We start from the raw sequence: 16,023 nt of genomic DNA, 5'->3' as shown, positions 1-16,023 counted from the left end.
TACTTCACGGTTTAGCCAATTGGTTTATAACGCATGCGGTGCGGTTGCATCGCTTGCTCACCGAGGCTTTGCTTCATGTAAGCTTCGTAATCCGTGTAGTTACCTTCGTAGAAATTAATCTGGCCCTCGTCGCGGTAATCAAGGATGTGCGTTGCGACCCGATCCAGGAACCAACGGTCGTGCGAAATTACCATTGCTGAGCCGGGGAATTCGAGTAAGGCTTCTTCCAGCGCGCGCAGGGTTTCTACGTCAAGATCATTCGTTGGCTCATCGAGCAACAACAGGTTGCCGCCAGCTTTTAGCAGCGCCGCCAAATGCACGCGGTTACGCTCACCACCCGACAGTTCACCGATACGCTTTTGCTGATCATTCCCGCGGAAATTGAATCGGCCAACATAAGCCCGACTGTTGATCTCAAAGTTGCCAATCCGCAAAATATCCTGTCCTTCAGAAATTTCCTGCCACACAGTATTTTTGTCGTCCATGTTGTCACGGAACTGATCAACACTGGCAAGTTGCACGGTTTCACCCAGTTCGACGGTGCCTGAATCTGGCTGTTCCTTGCCGGTGATCATGTGGAAGAGGGTGGATTTACCTGCACCGTTCGGACCGATAATACCGACAATCGCACCCTTAGGTACGCTAAAGCTTAGGTCATCAATTAACACACGGTCGTCGTAAGACTTTTTCAGATGTTCGACGTCGAGTACTTTATCGCCCAGCCGTGGGCCAGGTGGAATAAATAGCTCGTTGGTTTCGTTACGTTTCTGATAATCGCCGCTTTGCAGCTCTTCGAAGCGTGACATACGCGCTTTGCTTTTAGCCTGACGACCTTTGGGATTTTGTCGAACCCATTCGAGTTCTTGCTTAATGCTACGCTGTCTTGCTTTTTCGCTTTTCTCTTCTTGCTCAAGGCGTTTTTCTTTTTGTTCCAACCAAGAAGAGTAGTTACCTTCCCAAGGAATACCGTAACCGCGGTCAAGTTCCAGGATCCAACCCGCAACGTTATCAAGGAAGTAACGATCGTGGGTAATGGCGACTACGGTGCCGTCGTATTCATGCAGGAAGGTTTCGAGCCAGGCCACGGATTCGGCATCCAAATGGTTGGTCGGTTCGTCGAGCAATAGCATGTCTGGCTTGCTCAATAGCAAGCGACAAATAGCGACACGGCGCCGTTCACCACCGGATAAAACTCCAATTTTGCTATCCCATGGAGGGAGACGTAGAGAGTCTGCTGCCCGCTCGAGGATATTTTCGAGGTTGTGGCCATCTTTTGCCTGAATGATGGCTTCCAGCTCTCCCTGGCGTTTTGCTAAGGCATCAAAGTCGGCGTTTTCGTCGGCATAAGCAGCATAAACCTCATCCAACTCGGTTAAAGCGTTTTTAACTTCGGCAACGGCTTCTTCAACTGTTTCCCGAACGGTTTTGGATTCATCGAGTTGAGGCTCTTGCGGCAAATAACCGATGTCGATACCTGCCAATGGCCGTGCTTCACCTTCAAATTCTTTATCAACGCCTGCCATAATGCGTAAGAGAGTGGATTTACCCGCACCGTTTAGACCTAGAACGCCGATTTTAGCGCCCGGGAAAAACGACAACGAAATGTCTTTTAAAATGGTCTTTTTCGGCGGGACAACTTTGCTCACCCGCGACATTGAGTAGATATACTGTGCCATAGCAGCAACAATTCCTTCGTTCGACTTGAATAAGGCTGCTATTTTAACCCTTAAGTTGGCGTGAACCCAAGTATATTGGTAAACTACGGCGCAAATGATGTCCCGTTTGAAGTCAGGAGCCCCGATGTTAAAAAATGACATGAACATTGCCGATTATGATGCTGATCTTTGGCAAGCAATGACTGGCGAGGTTAAGCGCCAAGAGGAACATATTGAGCTAATTGCCTCAGAAAACTATACCAGTCCACGGGTGCTGCAAGCACAGGGTTCACAGTTGACTAACAAGTATGCGGAAGGTTATCCGCACAAACGCTATTATGGCGGTTGTGAATATGTCGACATGGTTGAAGACTTAGCCATTGAACGCGCCAAGCAACTGTTTGGTGCTAAGTATGCAAACGTACAACCACATGCCGGTTCACAAGCCAACTCGGCGGTATTTTTGGCGTTACTGCAAGCCGGCGATACGGTACTGGGCATGAGTCTGGCCCATGGTGGTCATTTAACCCACGGGTCTAGCGTTAATTTCTCAGGTAAACTCTACAACGCGATTCAGTATGGCTTAGATGAAAGCACTGGTGAAATTGATTATGCCGAAGTTCGCGCGCTGGCTCATGAGCACAAGCCGAAAATGATCCTGGCAGGTTTCTCAGCCTATTCAGGCATTATTGACTGGTCAAAATTCCGTGAAATCGCCGATGAAGTTGGTGCCTACTTGTTGGTCGATATGGCCCACGTAGCAGGTCTTGTTGCGGCAGGTCTCTACCCTAATCCAATACCACATGCTGATGTCGTGACCACAACCACCCACAAAACCCTGGCGGGTCCGCGGAGTGGCTTAATTTTGTCGGGCAAAGACGATGAAACGTTGCACAAGAAACTTAACAGTGGCGTATTCCCGGGTAGTCAGGGTGGCCCTTTGTGCCACGTGATTGCAGCTAAGGCTGTGGCCTTTAAAGAAGCGATGGAACCTGAGTTCAAAGCCTATCAGCAGCAAGTTCTGACCAACGCGAACGCCATGGTCAAAGTATTGCAGCAGCGCGGCTACAAAATTGTTTCTGGTGGTACCCAAAACCATTTGTTCCTGGTGGACCTGATTGACAAAGACATCACCGGCAAAGATGCCGATGCGGCGCTAGGTAATGCGTTCATTACGGTGAACAAGAACTCGGTACCGAATGATCCGCGTTCGCCTTTTGTCACCTCAGGTTTGCGCTTAGGTACTCCGGCAATTACCCGGCGTGGCTTTAAACAGGCCGAAGCTGAACAGGTAGGCCATTGGATCTGTGATGTGTTAGACGATATCAGCAACGAAGATAAGATTGCTGAAGTCCGCGAACAGGTAAAAGCGTTGTGTAAACGTTTTCCGGTTTACGGCTAAGTACAAAGCAAAAAGGAAAAGTTATGCATTGTCCGTTCTGCGGCACCCAAGATACTAAAGTGATTGATTCACGACTGGTGGCGGATGGTGCATCCGTGCGCCGCCGGCGCGAGTGTAGTGAATGTAAAGAGCGCTACACCACTTTTGAAACCGCAGAACTGATCATGCCGCGCGTGATTAAATCTGATGGCTCACGCGAGCCGTTTAACGAAGACAAGTTACGTAATGGTTTGTTGCGCGCACTTGAAAAACGTCCAGTAAGCCTCGAGGCCATGGAGCAGGCGATTCAAAACGTGAAGTCTGGGTTACGTGCAACTGGCGAGCGGGAAATTACCAGCCAGGTCATCGGTGGCTTGGTTATGGAAAATCTAAAAGCGATCGACAAAGTGGCCTATATTCGCTTTGCGTCGGTGTATCGCGCCTTCGATGATATTCGCGAGTTCGGTGAAGAAATCGCTCGCTTAAACGATTAAGCAGAGGCTTTGGCATGCGGCAGCTCGATGCGCAGTACATGCAACAAGCTCTGGAACTGGCCCAGCGTGGTGCCTTTTCGGTAGCTCCTAATCCGCTTGTGGGGTGTGTCATTGTTCGCGACGAAAAAATCGTCGGACAAGGGTGGCACGAACGTACGGGCGAACCCCATGCTGAAGTTTACGCCTTGCGTGAGGCCGGCAAGCTAGCGCAGGGGGCGATTGCTTATGTAACCCTCGAACCTTGTAGCCACCACGGTCGTACTCCACCTTGTGCTGATGCTCTTATCGCGGCGGGCATCAGCCATGTGGTGATTGCGATGCAAGATCCTAACCCATTGGTTGCTGGTGAGGGTATCGCACGATTACGTGCTGCAGGGCTTGAGGTAAGTGTAGGTGTACTGGAGCAAGCAGCGCGTAAGCTTAATCGTGGTTTTATTTCGCGTATGGAGCGACAACGGCCTTGGTTACGTCTGAAAATGGCCATGAGTCTCGACGGTCGTACCGCTCTTGCCAATGGTCATAGTCAATGGATCACCGGAGCTGAAGCGCGCCGTGATGTGCATGCCTATCGAGCGCAGTGTGGAGCGATCCTTACCAGTGCACGTACGGTAATCATGGACCAGGCACGCATGACGGCACGGCACCCGCAAGCGGAGCGACAACCGTTGCGGGTGGTTCTCGATCGGCAACAGCAACTACCTCCCGAACATGACTTTTTTGCTATTTCAAGCCCCGTACTGCGGGTTATTGATGGCGAGGATACTGTCGACAGCAACTGGCCAGAACACGTTAGCACCCTAGTTTTACCAGCGAGCGGGGGGCGTTTGCCGCTGCGCGCCTTGTTCAGTAAATTAGCAGAGCTCGACATTAACGATATTTGGACCGAGTGTGGCGCTGAACTTGCTGGTGCGTTGGTCGCCGCCGAGCTGGTCGACGAGTGGATTGTTTATGTAGCACCAAAGTTACTCGGTGATACCAGCCGGGGAGTGCTGCAGCTACCCGAGTTTCAGGAGTTGGAGCAAGCACCAGAATTGCGTTATGAAAGTTTCACTCAACTGGGTGATGATTTAAAAATTTGTGCACGACCGCGGTATACCTGCGGTGGTGCCGACAGAGGAGAAGTACAATCGTGACGACGCTAAACAGTGCAGCTGAAATTATTGAAGACATTCGCCAAGGTAAGATGGTCATCCTGATGGATGATGAAGATCGGGAGAATGAAGGTGATCTGATTATTGCCGCTGAATGCGTTACTCCTGCCGCAGTCAATTTTATGGCACGATTTGGCCGCGGCTTGATTTGCTTGACGCTCACGGAAGAACGTTGCGAGCAACTGCGCTTGCCATTGATGGTCAATCAAAACAATGCGCCGTACGCGACTAACTTTACCGTCTCGATTGAAGCTGCTGAAGGGGTGACGACGGGGATATCAGCCGCAGATCGTGCTCGTACAGTGCAAGCTGCAGTCGCTGACGATGCCAAGCCTAGCGATTTAGTCATGCCGGGTCACATCTTTCCGTTAAAGGCAAAAACCGGTGGTGTATTAAATCGTGCCGGACACACTGAAGCAGGTTGTGATTTGGCGCGGCTAGCCGGATTCGAACCTGCTGCGGTGATTGTCGAAGTGTTAAACGAAGACGGCACTATGGCCCGTCGGCCAGATCTCGAAAAATTTGCGGCCGAACATGATTTAAAAGTCGGTACCATAGCGGATTTAATTGAATACCGGTCACTCACTGAGAAAACCGTGGAGCGCAAGGCACAGTGTCGCTTGCCAACGCGGTTTGGTGATTTTGACTTGATCACCTATCAAGACACCATCGATAAACAAGTTCACTATGCGCTGGTGAATGGCGAAATCAATGAACAGCAACCGGTCAACGTTCGGGTGCATTTGCAGGATACTTTTCATGATCTGTTTTCTACCGACCGCGCGAGTCAGCGCAGTTGGCCGTTGGGTCATGCTATGGAGTTTATTGGTGAGAAGGGTGGTGTATTAGTTGTTATTGGTCGCGTACAAACGACCGATGACATTTTGGCGCAAGTGAAAAGCTTTGCCGCCGAAGATCGTGGTGAGAAAAAACCGAGTGCGGCGGCATCGAATGCCTCTCGAAATGTTGGTATTGGCTCACAGATTCTTGCCGACCTCGGCGTGCATCAAATGCATCTAATGAGCTCACCGAAACGCTATTCGGCGCTATCTGGTTTTGGCTTAGAGGTTATCGATTTTATCGAGGACCCAGATCACCAGTAAGTGCTGCTACTTGCTGCCAAAGTTGCTGATTGGCAGGAGCAGAGAGTCCCGCCTCCGCACTCGCGGAGGCGATAAAACCATTCAAATAATCAATTTCGGTAGGGCGTCGCTGTGAATAGTCCTGCAGCATCGACGAACGATTGTTGGCCGTCGCTTGTACGACGTGTTCAGCTTGTTGCAGCAGAGTGGCAACAGCTAATTCGATACCATGATACTGCGCCAATACTTGTATTTCATATGCGACCTGACGCCATAGTTCTGGCGTAACGTGCTGCAAAATTTCTCCATTTCTGCATTTGTGTAACACAGTGAAAGGGTTAATTAAGCAATTTACCGCGAGCTTTTGCCAGCGACGCCGTGCGATATCATCTTCCCAAGTCAGTGGTGGTAATGCTCGTGCTAATTGCTCCATCACCTCGTGCGGCGCGTTTTGGCCCGATTGCTGAGGTCCTAACCAGCTTTGCCCGTGTCCGGCGTGAACAATTTTATCGGCATCCCGATAAGCGCCGTGGGTGGTGACCCAATGCAGGTCTGAACCACGCATCAGGGTGGTCTCATCGCGTAACATGCCGTTGTAACTGACGATTAAGGTCGACGCTTCGTAAGCCTTTGAGGTACGTAATTCTCGGATAAGAGGCGCGACTTGGTAAGCTTTGACCGCGGCAAAAATCCAGCTTGGCGTGGTTAATTTATCCACTGTGGCCAGCCGGAGGCTTTGGGAACCTAATCGGATCAGCTGTTCGTCGTCAATGACGTCGTTTTCAGAGCGCAGTTTGAGTTGCACTGGCACGTCAATAGCGGCCAATTTGACCGCCATCAAACTGCCGATCGCACCTTGCCCAATCACCAACCACGGACGTTTATCTGTCATGGCTCACCTGCTCGGTACTGCCATCGGCAGTCGGCGCCTGAATTCGATGTAACGCTTTGCGCAAAAGGATCAAGAGCAACAGGCCTGGAGTCACCATGACGGCGGTGAGAATAAAAAACAATGACCAGTCACCATTCAGCCAATCCACCACAAAACCGCTGTAGGAAGAGAGCAATGTTCGGCCTAAATTACCCAAGGAAGCGAGCAGTGCATACTGAGTTGCGGTAAAGGCGCGATTGCAGAGCAAACTGATAAATGCGACAAAAGCGACCGTTGACCAGGCACCGGTAAAACCATCGATAATCACTGCGGCAAGTAACAAATTAGTGTCAGGACCGACAACGGCAATCCAGGCAAACATCAGGTTACTTGCAGCCATGGCAATACCACCAATCAGCAAGCCGCGCATGGTCCCGAGGCGAACATTCACCATACTGCCGATGATGGCAAAGACAATGGTGACCCACCAGGTGACCATTTTCGAGTAAATCGCAATGTCGTCATTGGTAAAGCCGACTTCTTTGTAAAATACGATACTCATGCGACCCAGAAAAGCTTCACCAATCTTAAACAAGAAAATGAAGCTCAATATTGCTACCGCAAGTTTCCAGCCGGCGCGGTTGAAGAACTCTGACACCGGGTCATATAGTGTGGTACGGAACCAGTCTTGCCAACGTGTGAAAGATTTTATTTCGGCGCGATAGCGTTTTGATTCACGAACGCACAGCACCACCAGCAGCTGCACCGCCAGCACCACCGCCATGACTTTGTACGCGGCTTGCCAGTCCCACTGGGTACCGTCGACCAAGAAGAAAGGTAAGGCACCCAAGCCACTGTAGCCAGTCCACCAACCTGCGGTGGCCATAGCGGCACCCGCCGATTGCAGATTACTTTCGTGCTGACCAAAGGTTTCGATACGAAACGCATCGATGGCAATATCTTGTGTTGCTGAAGCAATCGCAATCAGTAAGGCTCCAACAGCGATCCAAAACGCGTGTTCAGCCAGATTTAGACTGCTCAAAGCTAAAGTAGAACCAATCAGCACCAGCAAGCAAAACGCTAACCAACTGCGGCGTTGTCCCAGCCAACCGTTAAGTAAGGGCAGCTTGACCCGATCAACAAAAGGTGACCACAAGGCATTCACCGAGTACGCCACAAACACCATACCGAACAGGCCGATATCGCTGCGCGAGACACCCGATTCTTGCAGCCAGGCTGAGAGCATGGAGCCAATCAGCACCCAGGGGAACCCGCTCATTAAACCAAACAGGAAGATAACCCATACCCGCGGTTCTAGATAAACACGAAAGTCTTTATACCAAGGTAGTGTCGATTCCGTTTGGGGCATGTCTAAGAGCCTTATGGTTGCGGAAGAACTTCAGCGCTGATCAACACCGGCGGTTCGGCTGGGAAATCGCGCCAGCCAGTTTCCGCATGGTAGGGGAGCGACTCAACTTCGGCGAGTTTATCGAGTGTCTCGTAACCGCTGGCAATGACGCCAAACACTGCGTAACCCCAGTCATCTATCGAATCAAGTGAAGGGTTGTCTTTGACATTGAAAAAGAACTGCCGTGTCGCCGTGTGCGGATCGTTTTCGCGCGCCATTGCGATGGTGCCATACTTGTTTTTTAGACCATTTCCAGATTCGTTGGGAATTTTAGCTCCGACAGTTTTAGCGCCTAGCTGCTGGTCGTAACCGCCTCCTTGAACCACAAACCCGGGCACAATTCGATGGAAAATGGTGTTGTCATAGCTGCCTATATCTACATATTTTAAAAAGTTCTTAACTGTCAGTGGCGCACGATGGCGATTGAGCTCGACCACAATCTCACCATGCGAGGTGACGAGCTTTACCCGTGGGAATGGATTATCAGGTTGAATCTCTTGAGCGCTCACGCTTAGTGTTGAAAGCGTAATAAAAAAACCGATAAAAAGACGACGGACAAAGCTTTTCATAGTTCACCTTTCAGTTAAATATATGATGAGTTATGCGAGTTTTCAGAGGCTAGGCCTGACAGCTGTATACCACGAACTTAGCGTTACATGCGACCTGATGGACACGACTGAATAAGCGCTTCAAGGGGTGATAATACGGTAGATGGCGGTTGGCGACCACCCGCATTTCACCGCCTTTACGCAGTACCCGTTTTGCATCGTGGAACATTTGCCGGGCGATATGCTCGGTAATGGTGTGTTCTTGATGAAATGGCGGGTTGCATAACACTAAGTCAGCGGAGTCTGCTGCGTGTTGGCTTAGACAGTCATCAACGTGAGCTTGATAGCGTGCTGAAGAACCCAAATTTAAATCAATGTTGCGCTGGCACGAGGCAACAGCCAAATAGGATTCATCAACCCAGGTAATCTGACTTTGCGGCGAGCTTCGCGCATAAGCAAGACCGAGAACACCGTTGCCACAACCTAAATCAATGACCTGCTGTGCGCCTGCGGGAGGAAGATTTTCAAGCAATAGCCTCGTACCGATATCGAGTTGATTGCGACCGAACACTCCCGGGTGATGGCTTAGCTCAAGCTGGGTGTCGGGAACGTGCCATTGCTGAATGAAGTCTGTTTGAGTGACTGCATTCGGACGGAGTTTTGCACGTAAGATGCGACACTTTCTTTGCACCAGAGAAATCTCAACTGCGTCGCAATGCTGGGCAAAGAGCTCGCGAGCCGCAGGGCCGAAAAGTTTACTTTTAGCTGCGATAATAATCGGGGTTCCCGGTTTCAGATTGGCGCTCAGTTGGGCCAGCTGAAAAGCAAGTAAACTATGGCTTTTGGGTAGCTTCATCAGGACGATATCGATTGCTGGTGGCAGCTCTGCCAGAGGATCGATTTGTTGTAGATCACAGGTCAGTTGATTAAGTTCTAAATTGGCTTTTTGTGCAAGATGACTAAGATAAGAATCACTGCAGCTGATGACATGCTGATGCGCCACCGCCATCAGCAAGGCACCGAAGGCATCATTCACCAATAGCGGTCTGGCTGTCGTACCTCCCACGCGTTCATGTGTATCCAGAGCTTCATGTAACAACTCATCCGCAGCATCCCAGGCTTGCAGTGGATCACTGGTTCGGGTGGGGAAACGCCGCAATTGCCACCGTCCCGCTGCGGTATTAAGTAGTGTTAGCGCTGCGTGAGCGCCATACTTTTTCAGCCTTGACTTTTCCATTGTTCGGACATTTCTCTTTGTAACAATCGTGCTATGATAGCGAAAAACGTGCAGTGACTATAGGTTTTAGACAGTGAAAATATACGCAGAAATTACCGGTTGGGGAAAATGTTTACCGCCAGCAATCATGACCAATGATGATTTGGCGACTTTTTTAGATACCTCGGATGAGTGGATCCGCACCCGTACAGGTATCGAAGAGCGCCGCGTTAGTGCGGTCGGTACCTCAAAGCTGGCCACCATAGCTGGGCGCAATGCGCTGGCTGCGGCAGGTATTGATGCGCAAGACCTAGATCTGATTTTAGTCGGAACCTGTACACCTGATGAGATTATTCCAAATGTCGCTTCTGCGGTGCAACGTGACTTAGGCTCCAAATATGCTGCCGCTTTTGATCTCAACGCTGCTTGCAGTAGCTTCCTTTATGGCATGCATTATGCGACTCAGGCGATACGTACTGGCGCGCACAAGAAAGTTCTTATTATCGGAGCGGAGCGACTGACCCGAATTCTGGACTGGACGCAGCGTGACAGCGCAGTTTTATTCGGCGATGGCGCGGGCGCTATGGTGTTGGAAGCAAGTGAAACCGAAAGTGGTTTGCTGGCTTCTCATGTAACCTGTGATGCTGACGCGCGCGACGTGTTAGCGCTGGAATTCGGCATGAGCTTCGACCGTTTTGGGTTTGATGGTATTATGCCGTTTAACTTTGTCGGCCAGGAAATCTTTAAACGCGCAGTGAAAGGTATGAACACCGCGGTGGAGAAAGTTTTCGCGGAAACAGGGCTTACTACCGACGACATTGACTCACTGATCCCGCATCAGGCCAACAAGCGTTTAATCGATTATCTGGCGAAGATGTGCAAAGTGCCAGAAGAGAAAACCGTAATTAATATCCAGAAATACGGTAATACGTCGTCAGCTACGCTACCTATCGCATTCTGTGAAGCAGTCGAGCAGGGCATTATTAAACCAGGCGACACCATTGTCTCGGCAGTGTTTGGCGGTGGTTTAACCTGTGGTGCTGGAATCATTAAATGGGGCCAGCGCGTTACACCTATACGTCCGAATACCGAAGAGCTGCCTAGCGATGGACAGAGTGCGTTAGACTTGATCTTGCCCATGCATGAAAAAACCAAAGAGGCATGGGAAAAACGTCAACATGAGTGATTTTATTCTCACGGAAAACCGAGACGGTATTGTCTGGATAACCTTTAATCGTCCGGAAAAGAAAAACGCCATCACCCAACAAATGTATTGTGACCTGACGACGGCGATAGAGAATGCCGAGCGAGATAGCTCCGTTGCCGCTATAGTTTTACGCGGTAGCCACGGTTGCTTTACTGCTGGCAATGATCTGCATGACTTTCTGCAAGCTGATGGTCTTGATGAAGATTCACCACCTTTCGAATTTTTATACACTTTGAGTCGCTTAAGTGTTCCTGTGGTTGCGAGTGTTGATGGACCGGCTATTGGTATCGGCACCACCATTTTGCTGCATTGTGATTTGGTTCTGGCGGGTAGTAACGCCAAACTGGCACTACCTTTTATTCATTTGGGCTTAGTTCCCGAGGCAGCTTCAAGTCAGTTGTTACCTTTATTATGTGGGCATTTACGAGCTGCCGAATTGTTGTTGCTAGGCGATACCATTGATGCAACCACAGCACTAAGCTACGGACTGGTTAATAAAGTAGTGGACAGTGACCAACTGGAAGCGGCCACTGCAGACCTAGCTGCGACATTAGCAAGTAAATCGATCAGTGGTTTGCGTGCGACTAAGAATCTATTGAAGCAGCCAACTGAAGCCGTTGCCGACCGTATTTCCCGCGAAGCACAGGTGTTTATCAAAGCTCTGCAAGCTGATGGAGCGCGTGAAGCTATCGCGCAAAAACTGCACAAAAAAGGTTAATCCAAGACAAATCGTTTAATCTCTGCTCATCCGTGCCGAGTGCGCTTGCGACTCAGGACTGGATCATGGATAATGCGCCCCGTTATGGTGGTCTTATTGGTCCCCCCGCAACACGAACTGGTGAACTCGGTCAGGCCCGGAAGGGAGCAGCCGTAGCTGGGGATGTGGGTGCCGGGGTGTGGCTGGTAAGGCCGCCACCCTTCCTCATAAAATGCAACAGCGATGTTCGCTGTTCGCTAGTCGATGTTAGTTGAAGACCGTCAGTGAAAGTCGTATTGTGTTTAAACCAATAGCGAACAGCTAATAACTAACAACGAAGTTGCCCTCAACATGCCTAAGAATATAGAGCCTGTTTACTACAGCGATTACCTGAAACTTGATAAGTTGCTCGATGCGCAAGCACCCCATAGCGCCAGATATGGAGCTGAAGCTCATGACGAAATGCTGTTTATTATTGTGCATCAAGTGTATGAGTTGTGGTTTAAACAAGTGCTGCATGAGTTACGTGCCATCCATGGTGATTTCAGTGCGCCGAAACTTGATGACAAAGCGCTATACCTGGTCGCTCACCGACTCCGTCGAGTCCTGACTATTCAAGACTTAATGAATGATCAAGTGGGCGTGATCGAGACCATGACGCCGCAGGAGTTTTTGGAGTTCCGTGATTATTTAGTGCCCGCCTCTGGCTTTCAAAGTGTGCAATTCAAAGAACTAGAAATTCGTTTGGGTTTGACTCGGGCAACTCGCGTTGCTTTTGATCAGCAATCATTCTTTAATCGTTTGAATGATGAGGACCGTGCCTACCTTGAAGAATTGGAGCAGCAGCCGACGTTGTTTGACCGTGTTGATGACTGGCTCGCGCGGATGCCATTTCTGGAATTTAAGAATTTTAAGTTTTGGGAAATGTACCAGAATGCCGTTAACAAAGCGCTGGATCACGACGAAACTATTGTTCGTGAAACCGCGGCCGATGCGCAGCAGCTTGCGACTGAACTGGAAGGAATTCAGGCAAATCGAGATAACTTTGCTGCGTTATTCGATAACGATCGTTACCAATCATTACAGCAAGAAGGGCGGGTGAAGCTGTCACAACGGGCAATGCTGAGTGCGCTATTTATTACTCAATACCGTGAAGAACCTGCATTTAATTTAGCTTGGCAGGTTATTACCTCATTAGCTGAAATGGATGAGAAGCTAACCATCTGGCGTTATAAACACGCGATGATGGTGCAGCGCATGCTAGGTACTAAAATCGGTACCGGGGGTAGCTCCGGTCATGATTACTTGCGCAAGAGTACAGAGCAAAATCGTGTATTCAAGGACTTCTTCGCCATGGCGACGTATTTGTTGCCGAAGAGCGCCTTACCTGAACTGCCTGCTGACGTGCGTAAAGCCCTAGGTTTTTCGTTGGAAACACTGTAGCGCTCGCTGCAGTGCCAGCATTTGTTGTTCGATACGTACCGCTAACCAACGTTGATTTTCGGTGTTGGTGGTGCGTTCAAGTTGTTTAATATTGGCCTCTACCTCACCGATATAATCGCTCGGTTGGCTATGGGTGACTTTGAACAATTGTTGATCAAACCAATCTTGAAACTCTTCTTCTGATACAGAAATGCGCTGCATTTGCTGGCGCATACCCGCTAGCTGTTCGCGCAGTTTACGGATAGCGTGCTGGAAATTATCAGACATAGCATGACTCTTTGGACTAACACAGCGTATGAGGAACAGAAGCGTAGCGGAATAATTTATGCAAGAAAAGCAGAACCATTAAATAGCTGAGAAAAAGATTGGATTCCACCATATGAGCTTTATTGTCAATAAAGATTGAGTTAAGCAGCAGGGAAATGCGATGGGGAACTTTATTGCATTTATAACCTCAAATTAAGAAGCTTATTATGCCTAATTAGTTGACTTGTTAAAGGATTGTAGTTGGATTTTTATGCATCTTTAGCCCGCGAATAATCTATGATCGGTGGTTGACAGACTTTGGCTGATCGTGGGAGTATTGAGTAGATTATTGCTGAGAAAGATTTAGGCAATAGGTGCAAGTGTTGATTAAACTCTATTCGTCACTCAAATAACTGGGAAGCTGGTGGCATGTCGCTGTCAGCAGAAGGTTAAGTCAAATTGGTTGGGAACTATGACCAAAGTAATCAATAAAAGCAAAATCGCCGCGGCCTTAGTTGGTGCGCTAGCGATCGCAGGTAGCGCTACAGCTGCTGCACAATCGGTTTCTACGTTGCAAAACGAAGAAGCGAAAATCCACGAAGCTGATATTCGGTCGCAAGACAAAATCAATTCGTTGTTCGAACAGTCGCAAGAACTGTTATATGAATATCGTGGCATTGTAGACGAGTATGAACAGCTCAAAGTTTACAACGATCACGTACAACGTTTGGTTGATGATCAGAATGCACAACTGGCTTCTCTACAGCGTCAGATTGATAGCGTAGAAGACACCAAGCAAGGTGTTGTTCCGTTGATGTACAAAATGATCGACGCTTTGGAGCAGTTTGTTAAGCTTGATATTCCAATTCATCGCGATACTCGTCTCGCACGTGTTGAGCGTCTCCGTAGCATCATGGAGAACTCAAACGTAACGACCTCAGAACAGTTCCGTCAAATCACTGAAGCTTACCAAGCGGAAATGGATTACGGTTCTGGTTTGATTGCTTATGAAGGTAAATTGACCTTCGGCGGCGAAAATATCTCAGTTGATTTCTTCCATCTTGGCCGCGCTGCGCTGCTAGCGCAATCGTTGGATATGAAGAACGGTTGGATTTTCAATAATGACACGAATGAGTGGGAAGTCTTAGATGACGCCTACCTGAGTGCCTTAACGAAAGCTATCCGTATGGCGCGTAAGCAAACCGCCCCAGATCTTCTTAAACTGCCAATTTATGCAGCGGAGCGTGCAGAATGAACAAACTAGTGAAATCCTTGCTGGTAGCAACAGCATTCTCTCTTTCGGTTGGCGCAAGCTCTGCATTTGCGCAAGAACAAACAGCTACAGAAGCTAAGTCACTTGAACAGCTTCTCGAGTTGGTAAAAGAGAATCGTGCTGCGTCGCAGCGTATTAATGCTCAACGCGAAGCTGAATTCACTTCAGAGCGAGCTGACAAGCAAGCGCTGTTGAACCAAGCAAAACGTCAACTGGCTGCAGAGCAAGCTCGCGGTCAGCGTTTGCAAACACAATTTTCTGAAAACGAAATTGCACTTGCGAACAAAGAAACTGAGCTGCAAAACCAACTCGGTACACTTGGTGAAATCGTTGGTGTAGCACGTGGTGCTGCTAGCGAAACCATCGGTCGTATCGCAACGTCAATCGTAAGCTCACAATACCCAGGCCGTGAAGACGTGCTGGAAAGTATTGCTGAAGCTCGCAAAGTACCGACTATCCAAGAGCTTGAAGAACTTTGGCTAGCTTGGTTAATTGAAATGAAAGAGTCAGGCAAAGTTGTGACCTTCCCGTCAGAAGTTACTTTGTTGGACGGCTCCTCTGAGCAACGTGATGTTACCCGTATCGGTACCTTCAACTTGTTGTCAGGCGGTGAGTACTTTGTTTACAACGACCAGGCAGAAGAAATTCAGCCGTTAGGTCGTCAGCCAGAAGGCTACATTCTGTCGGCAGCTCAGTCATTTATGAATACTGAGTCAGGCTATGAAGGTGTTTTCGTTGACCCGGCACGCGGCCAAATTTTGAACCTGGCAACGCAGAAGGCAACCCTTGAAGAGCAATATCACCAAGGTGGCACGGTTGGTTATGTTATTACCGTGGTCTTGATCGTTGGCTTCCTGATTGCGCTCTGGAAAATCATTACTTTGGGTGCTATCGGCGCGAAAATCCGTGCTCAGTTGAAAAATACTGGTAGCCCGTCAGAGAAGAACCCACTTGGCCGTATCTTGAAAGTTTACCATGACAACAAGAAAGACGATGTTGAAAACCTTGAGTTAAAACTTGACGAAGCAATCTTGCGCGAAACACCGAGCATTGATTCTGGCGTCAACATGATCAAGATTTTCGCTGCGATCGCTCCGTTGCTTGGTCTATTGGGTACGGTAATCGGTATGATCGGTACTTTCCAATCGATTACATTGTACGGTACGGGTGATCCGAAGATCATGGCAGGCGATATCTCAATGGCGTTGGTAACAACAGCTATGGGTCTAATCGCAGCATTACCATTAATTCTGATCCACGCAGTTGTTGCGGGTCGTGCGAAGAAGATCGTTCACATTCTGGACGAGCAAGCTGCGGGCATTGTAGCCGCGCACTCGGAGAAGGAGTAATC

Annotated in this window: 15 protein-coding genes and 1 other RNA gene; 10 read left to right on the top strand and 6 right to left on the bottom strand. The window is 49.1% G+C overall.

Translation table 11 applies throughout. The annotated features are described in order from the left end of the window. Window positions 1-11: 11 nt before the first annotated feature. Window positions 12-1,676, bottom strand: coding sequence for an energy-dependent translational throttle protein EttA (ettA, locus tag ACQ5ES_RS03980; protein ID WP_445014658.1), 1,665 nt, complete (start codon window positions 1,674-1,676; stop codon window positions 12-14). Window positions 1,677-1,800: 124 nt separating this feature from the next. Here ettA and glyA point away from each other — a divergent pair, with 124 nt between their 5' ends. The 4 genes from glyA to ribBA are packed head-to-tail and all read left to right on the top strand — an operon-like array spanning window position 1,801 to window position 5,784. Then, complete coding sequence (glyA, locus tag ACQ5ES_RS03975; protein ID WP_445014657.1) at window positions 1,801-3,057, top strand: serine hydroxymethyltransferase; 1,257 nt, start codon at window positions 1,801-1,803, stop codon at window positions 3,055-3,057. Between the two features lie 23 nt (window positions 3,058-3,080). Further along, window positions 3,081-3,530, top strand: a complete 450-nt coding sequence (gene nrdR / locus ACQ5ES_RS03970; RefSeq protein WP_445014656.1) for a transcriptional regulator NrdR — start codon at window positions 3,081-3,083, stop codon at window positions 3,528-3,530. 14 nt (window positions 3,531-3,544) lie between these two features. Then, the gene (ribD, locus tag ACQ5ES_RS03965) at window positions 3,545-4,663 is read left to right on the top strand and encodes a bifunctional diaminohydroxyphosphoribosylaminopyrimidine deaminase/5-amino-6-(5-phosphoribosylamino)uracil reductase RibD (protein WP_445014655.1); all 1,119 of its coding nucleotides are present in this window, start codon (window positions 3,545-3,547) and stop codon (window positions 4,661-4,663) included. After that, window positions 4,660-5,784, top strand: coding sequence for a bifunctional 3,4-dihydroxy-2-butanone-4-phosphate synthase/GTP cyclohydrolase II (gene ribBA, locus ACQ5ES_RS03960; protein ID WP_445014654.1), 1,125 nt, complete (start codon window positions 4,660-4,662; stop codon window positions 5,782-5,784). The genes ribD and ribBA overlap by 4 nt, the downstream gene beginning before the upstream one ends. Here ribBA and ACQ5ES_RS03955 read toward each other — a convergent pair. The 4 genes from ACQ5ES_RS03955 to ACQ5ES_RS03940 are packed head-to-tail and all read right to left on the bottom strand — an operon-like array spanning window position 5,759 to window position 9,827. After that, window positions 5,759-6,655, bottom strand: coding sequence for a ketopantoate reductase family protein (locus tag ACQ5ES_RS03955; RefSeq protein WP_445014653.1), 897 nt, complete (start codon window positions 6,653-6,655; stop codon window positions 5,759-5,761). The two genes, ribBA and ACQ5ES_RS03955, sit on opposite strands and share 26 nt — an antisense overlap. Continuing rightward, a complete protein-coding gene (locus ACQ5ES_RS03950) occupies window positions 6,645-8,003 on the bottom strand; it encodes an AmpG family muropeptide MFS transporter (RefSeq protein WP_445014652.1) in 1,359 nt (452 codons plus the stop codon). Before ACQ5ES_RS03950 ends, ACQ5ES_RS03955 begins: the two co-directional genes overlap by 11 nt. 11 nt (window positions 8,004-8,014) lie before the next feature. Further along, window positions 8,015-8,611: a peptidylprolyl isomerase gene (locus ACQ5ES_RS03945; protein ID WP_445014651.1), complete on the bottom strand. Its 597-nt coding sequence runs from the start codon at window positions 8,609-8,611 to the stop codon at window positions 8,015-8,017. A gap of 49 nt (window positions 8,612-8,660) precedes the next feature. Next, a complete protein-coding gene (locus tag ACQ5ES_RS03940; protein WP_445014650.1) occupies window positions 8,661-9,827 on the bottom strand; it encodes a methyltransferase in 1,167 nt (388 codons plus the stop codon). 73 nt (window positions 9,828-9,900) lie between these two features. Here ACQ5ES_RS03940 and ACQ5ES_RS03935 point away from each other — a divergent pair, with 73 nt between their 5' ends. The 4 genes from ACQ5ES_RS03935 to ACQ5ES_RS03920 all read left to right on the top strand — a co-directional run bounded on the left by ACQ5ES_RS03935 (window position 9,901) and on the right by ACQ5ES_RS03920 (window position 13,153). Next, entirely contained in the window at window positions 9,901-10,992 is a 1,092-nt protein-coding gene (locus tag ACQ5ES_RS03935; protein WP_445014649.1) for a ketoacyl-ACP synthase III, read from the top strand. After that, on the top strand, window positions 10,985-11,731 hold the full coding sequence (locus tag ACQ5ES_RS03930) for an enoyl-CoA hydratase (protein WP_445014648.1): 747 nt from the start codon (window positions 10,985-10,987) through the stop codon (window positions 11,729-11,731). The genes ACQ5ES_RS03935 and ACQ5ES_RS03930 overlap by 8 nt, the downstream gene beginning before the upstream one ends. Before the next feature lie 94 nt (window positions 11,732-11,825). Beyond that, an RNA gene (gene ffs, locus ACQ5ES_RS03925) (signal recognition particle sRNA small type) lies at window positions 11,826-11,922 on the top strand. 139 nt (window positions 11,923-12,061) lie between these two features. Beyond that, window positions 12,062-13,153, top strand: a complete 1,092-nt coding sequence (locus ACQ5ES_RS03920; protein ID WP_445014647.1) for a tryptophan 2,3-dioxygenase family protein — start codon at window positions 12,062-12,064, stop codon at window positions 13,151-13,153. On the opposite strand, the gene priC is transcribed toward ACQ5ES_RS03920, so the two are convergent. After that, window positions 13,127-13,420, bottom strand: coding sequence for a primosomal replication protein PriC (gene priC, locus ACQ5ES_RS03915; RefSeq protein WP_445014646.1), 294 nt, complete (start codon window positions 13,418-13,420; stop codon window positions 13,127-13,129). The genes ACQ5ES_RS03920 and priC overlap by 27 nt on opposite strands. Before the next feature lie 451 nt (window positions 13,421-13,871). Here priC and ACQ5ES_RS03910 point away from each other — a divergent pair, with 451 nt between their 5' ends. Together ACQ5ES_RS03910 and ACQ5ES_RS03905 are read left to right on the top strand one after the other, a co-directional pair. Continuing rightward, window positions 13,872-14,654 (top strand): DUF3450 domain-containing protein, encoded by a 783-nt coding sequence (locus ACQ5ES_RS03910; protein ID WP_445014645.1) that lies wholly within the window; start codon window positions 13,872-13,874, stop codon window positions 14,652-14,654. Beyond that, the gene (locus ACQ5ES_RS03905) at window positions 14,651-16,021 is read left to right on the top strand and encodes a MotA/TolQ/ExbB proton channel family protein (RefSeq protein ID WP_445014644.1); all 1,371 of its coding nucleotides are present in this window, start codon (window positions 14,651-14,653) and stop codon (window positions 16,019-16,021) included. Before ACQ5ES_RS03910 ends, ACQ5ES_RS03905 begins: the two co-directional genes overlap by 4 nt. Window positions 16,022-16,023: the final 2 nt, after the last annotated feature.

The sequence above is a fragment of the Pseudidiomarina xizangensis genome (assembly GCF_052541995.1).
Note: the sequence above shows the minus strand (reverse complement) of the source record. Positions and strands in the feature narration are given on the sequence as shown.

Bases quoted from the DNA above. Each gene is read 5' to 3' on its own strand.
- ACQ5ES_RS03930 (WP_445014648.1), top strand. From the start codon at position 10,985: ATGAGTGATTTTATTCTCACGGAAAACCGAGACGGTATTGTCTGGATA.
- ettA (WP_445014658.1), bottom strand. From the start codon at position 1,676: ATGGCACAGTATATCTACTCAATGTCGCGGGTGAGCAAAGTTGTCCCG.
- ACQ5ES_RS03940 (WP_445014650.1), bottom strand. From the start codon at position 9,827: ATGGAAAAGTCAAGGCTGAAAAAGTATGGCGCTCACGCAGCGCTAACA.
- ribD (WP_445014655.1), top strand. From the start codon at position 3,545: ATGCGGCAGCTCGATGCGCAGTACATGCAACAAGCTCTGGAACTGGCC.
- ACQ5ES_RS03905 (WP_445014644.1), top strand. From the start codon at position 14,651: ATGAACAAACTAGTGAAATCCTTGCTGGTAGCAACAGCATTCTCTCTT.
- ACQ5ES_RS03955 (WP_445014653.1), bottom strand. From the start codon at position 6,655: ATGACAGATAAACGTCCGTGGTTGGTGATTGGGCAAGGTGCGATCGGC.
- ACQ5ES_RS03945 (WP_445014651.1), bottom strand. From the start codon at position 8,611: ATGAAAAGCTTTGTCCGTCGTCTTTTTATCGGTTTTTTTATTACGCTT.
- ACQ5ES_RS03920 (WP_445014647.1), top strand. From the start codon at position 12,062: ATGCCTAAGAATATAGAGCCTGTTTACTACAGCGATTACCTGAAACTT.
- priC (WP_445014646.1), bottom strand. From the start codon at position 13,420: ATGTCTGATAATTTCCAGCACGCTATCCGTAAACTGCGCGAACAGCTA.
- ACQ5ES_RS03910 (WP_445014645.1), top strand. From the start codon at position 13,872: ATGACCAAAGTAATCAATAAAAGCAAAATCGCCGCGGCCTTAGTTGGT.
- glyA (WP_445014657.1), top strand. From the start codon at position 1,801: ATGTTAAAAAATGACATGAACATTGCCGATTATGATGCTGATCTTTGG.
- ACQ5ES_RS03950 (WP_445014652.1), bottom strand. From the start codon at position 8,003: ATGCCCCAAACGGAATCGACACTACCTTGGTATAAAGACTTTCGTGTT.
- nrdR (WP_445014656.1), top strand. From the start codon at position 3,081: ATGCATTGTCCGTTCTGCGGCACCCAAGATACTAAAGTGATTGATTCA.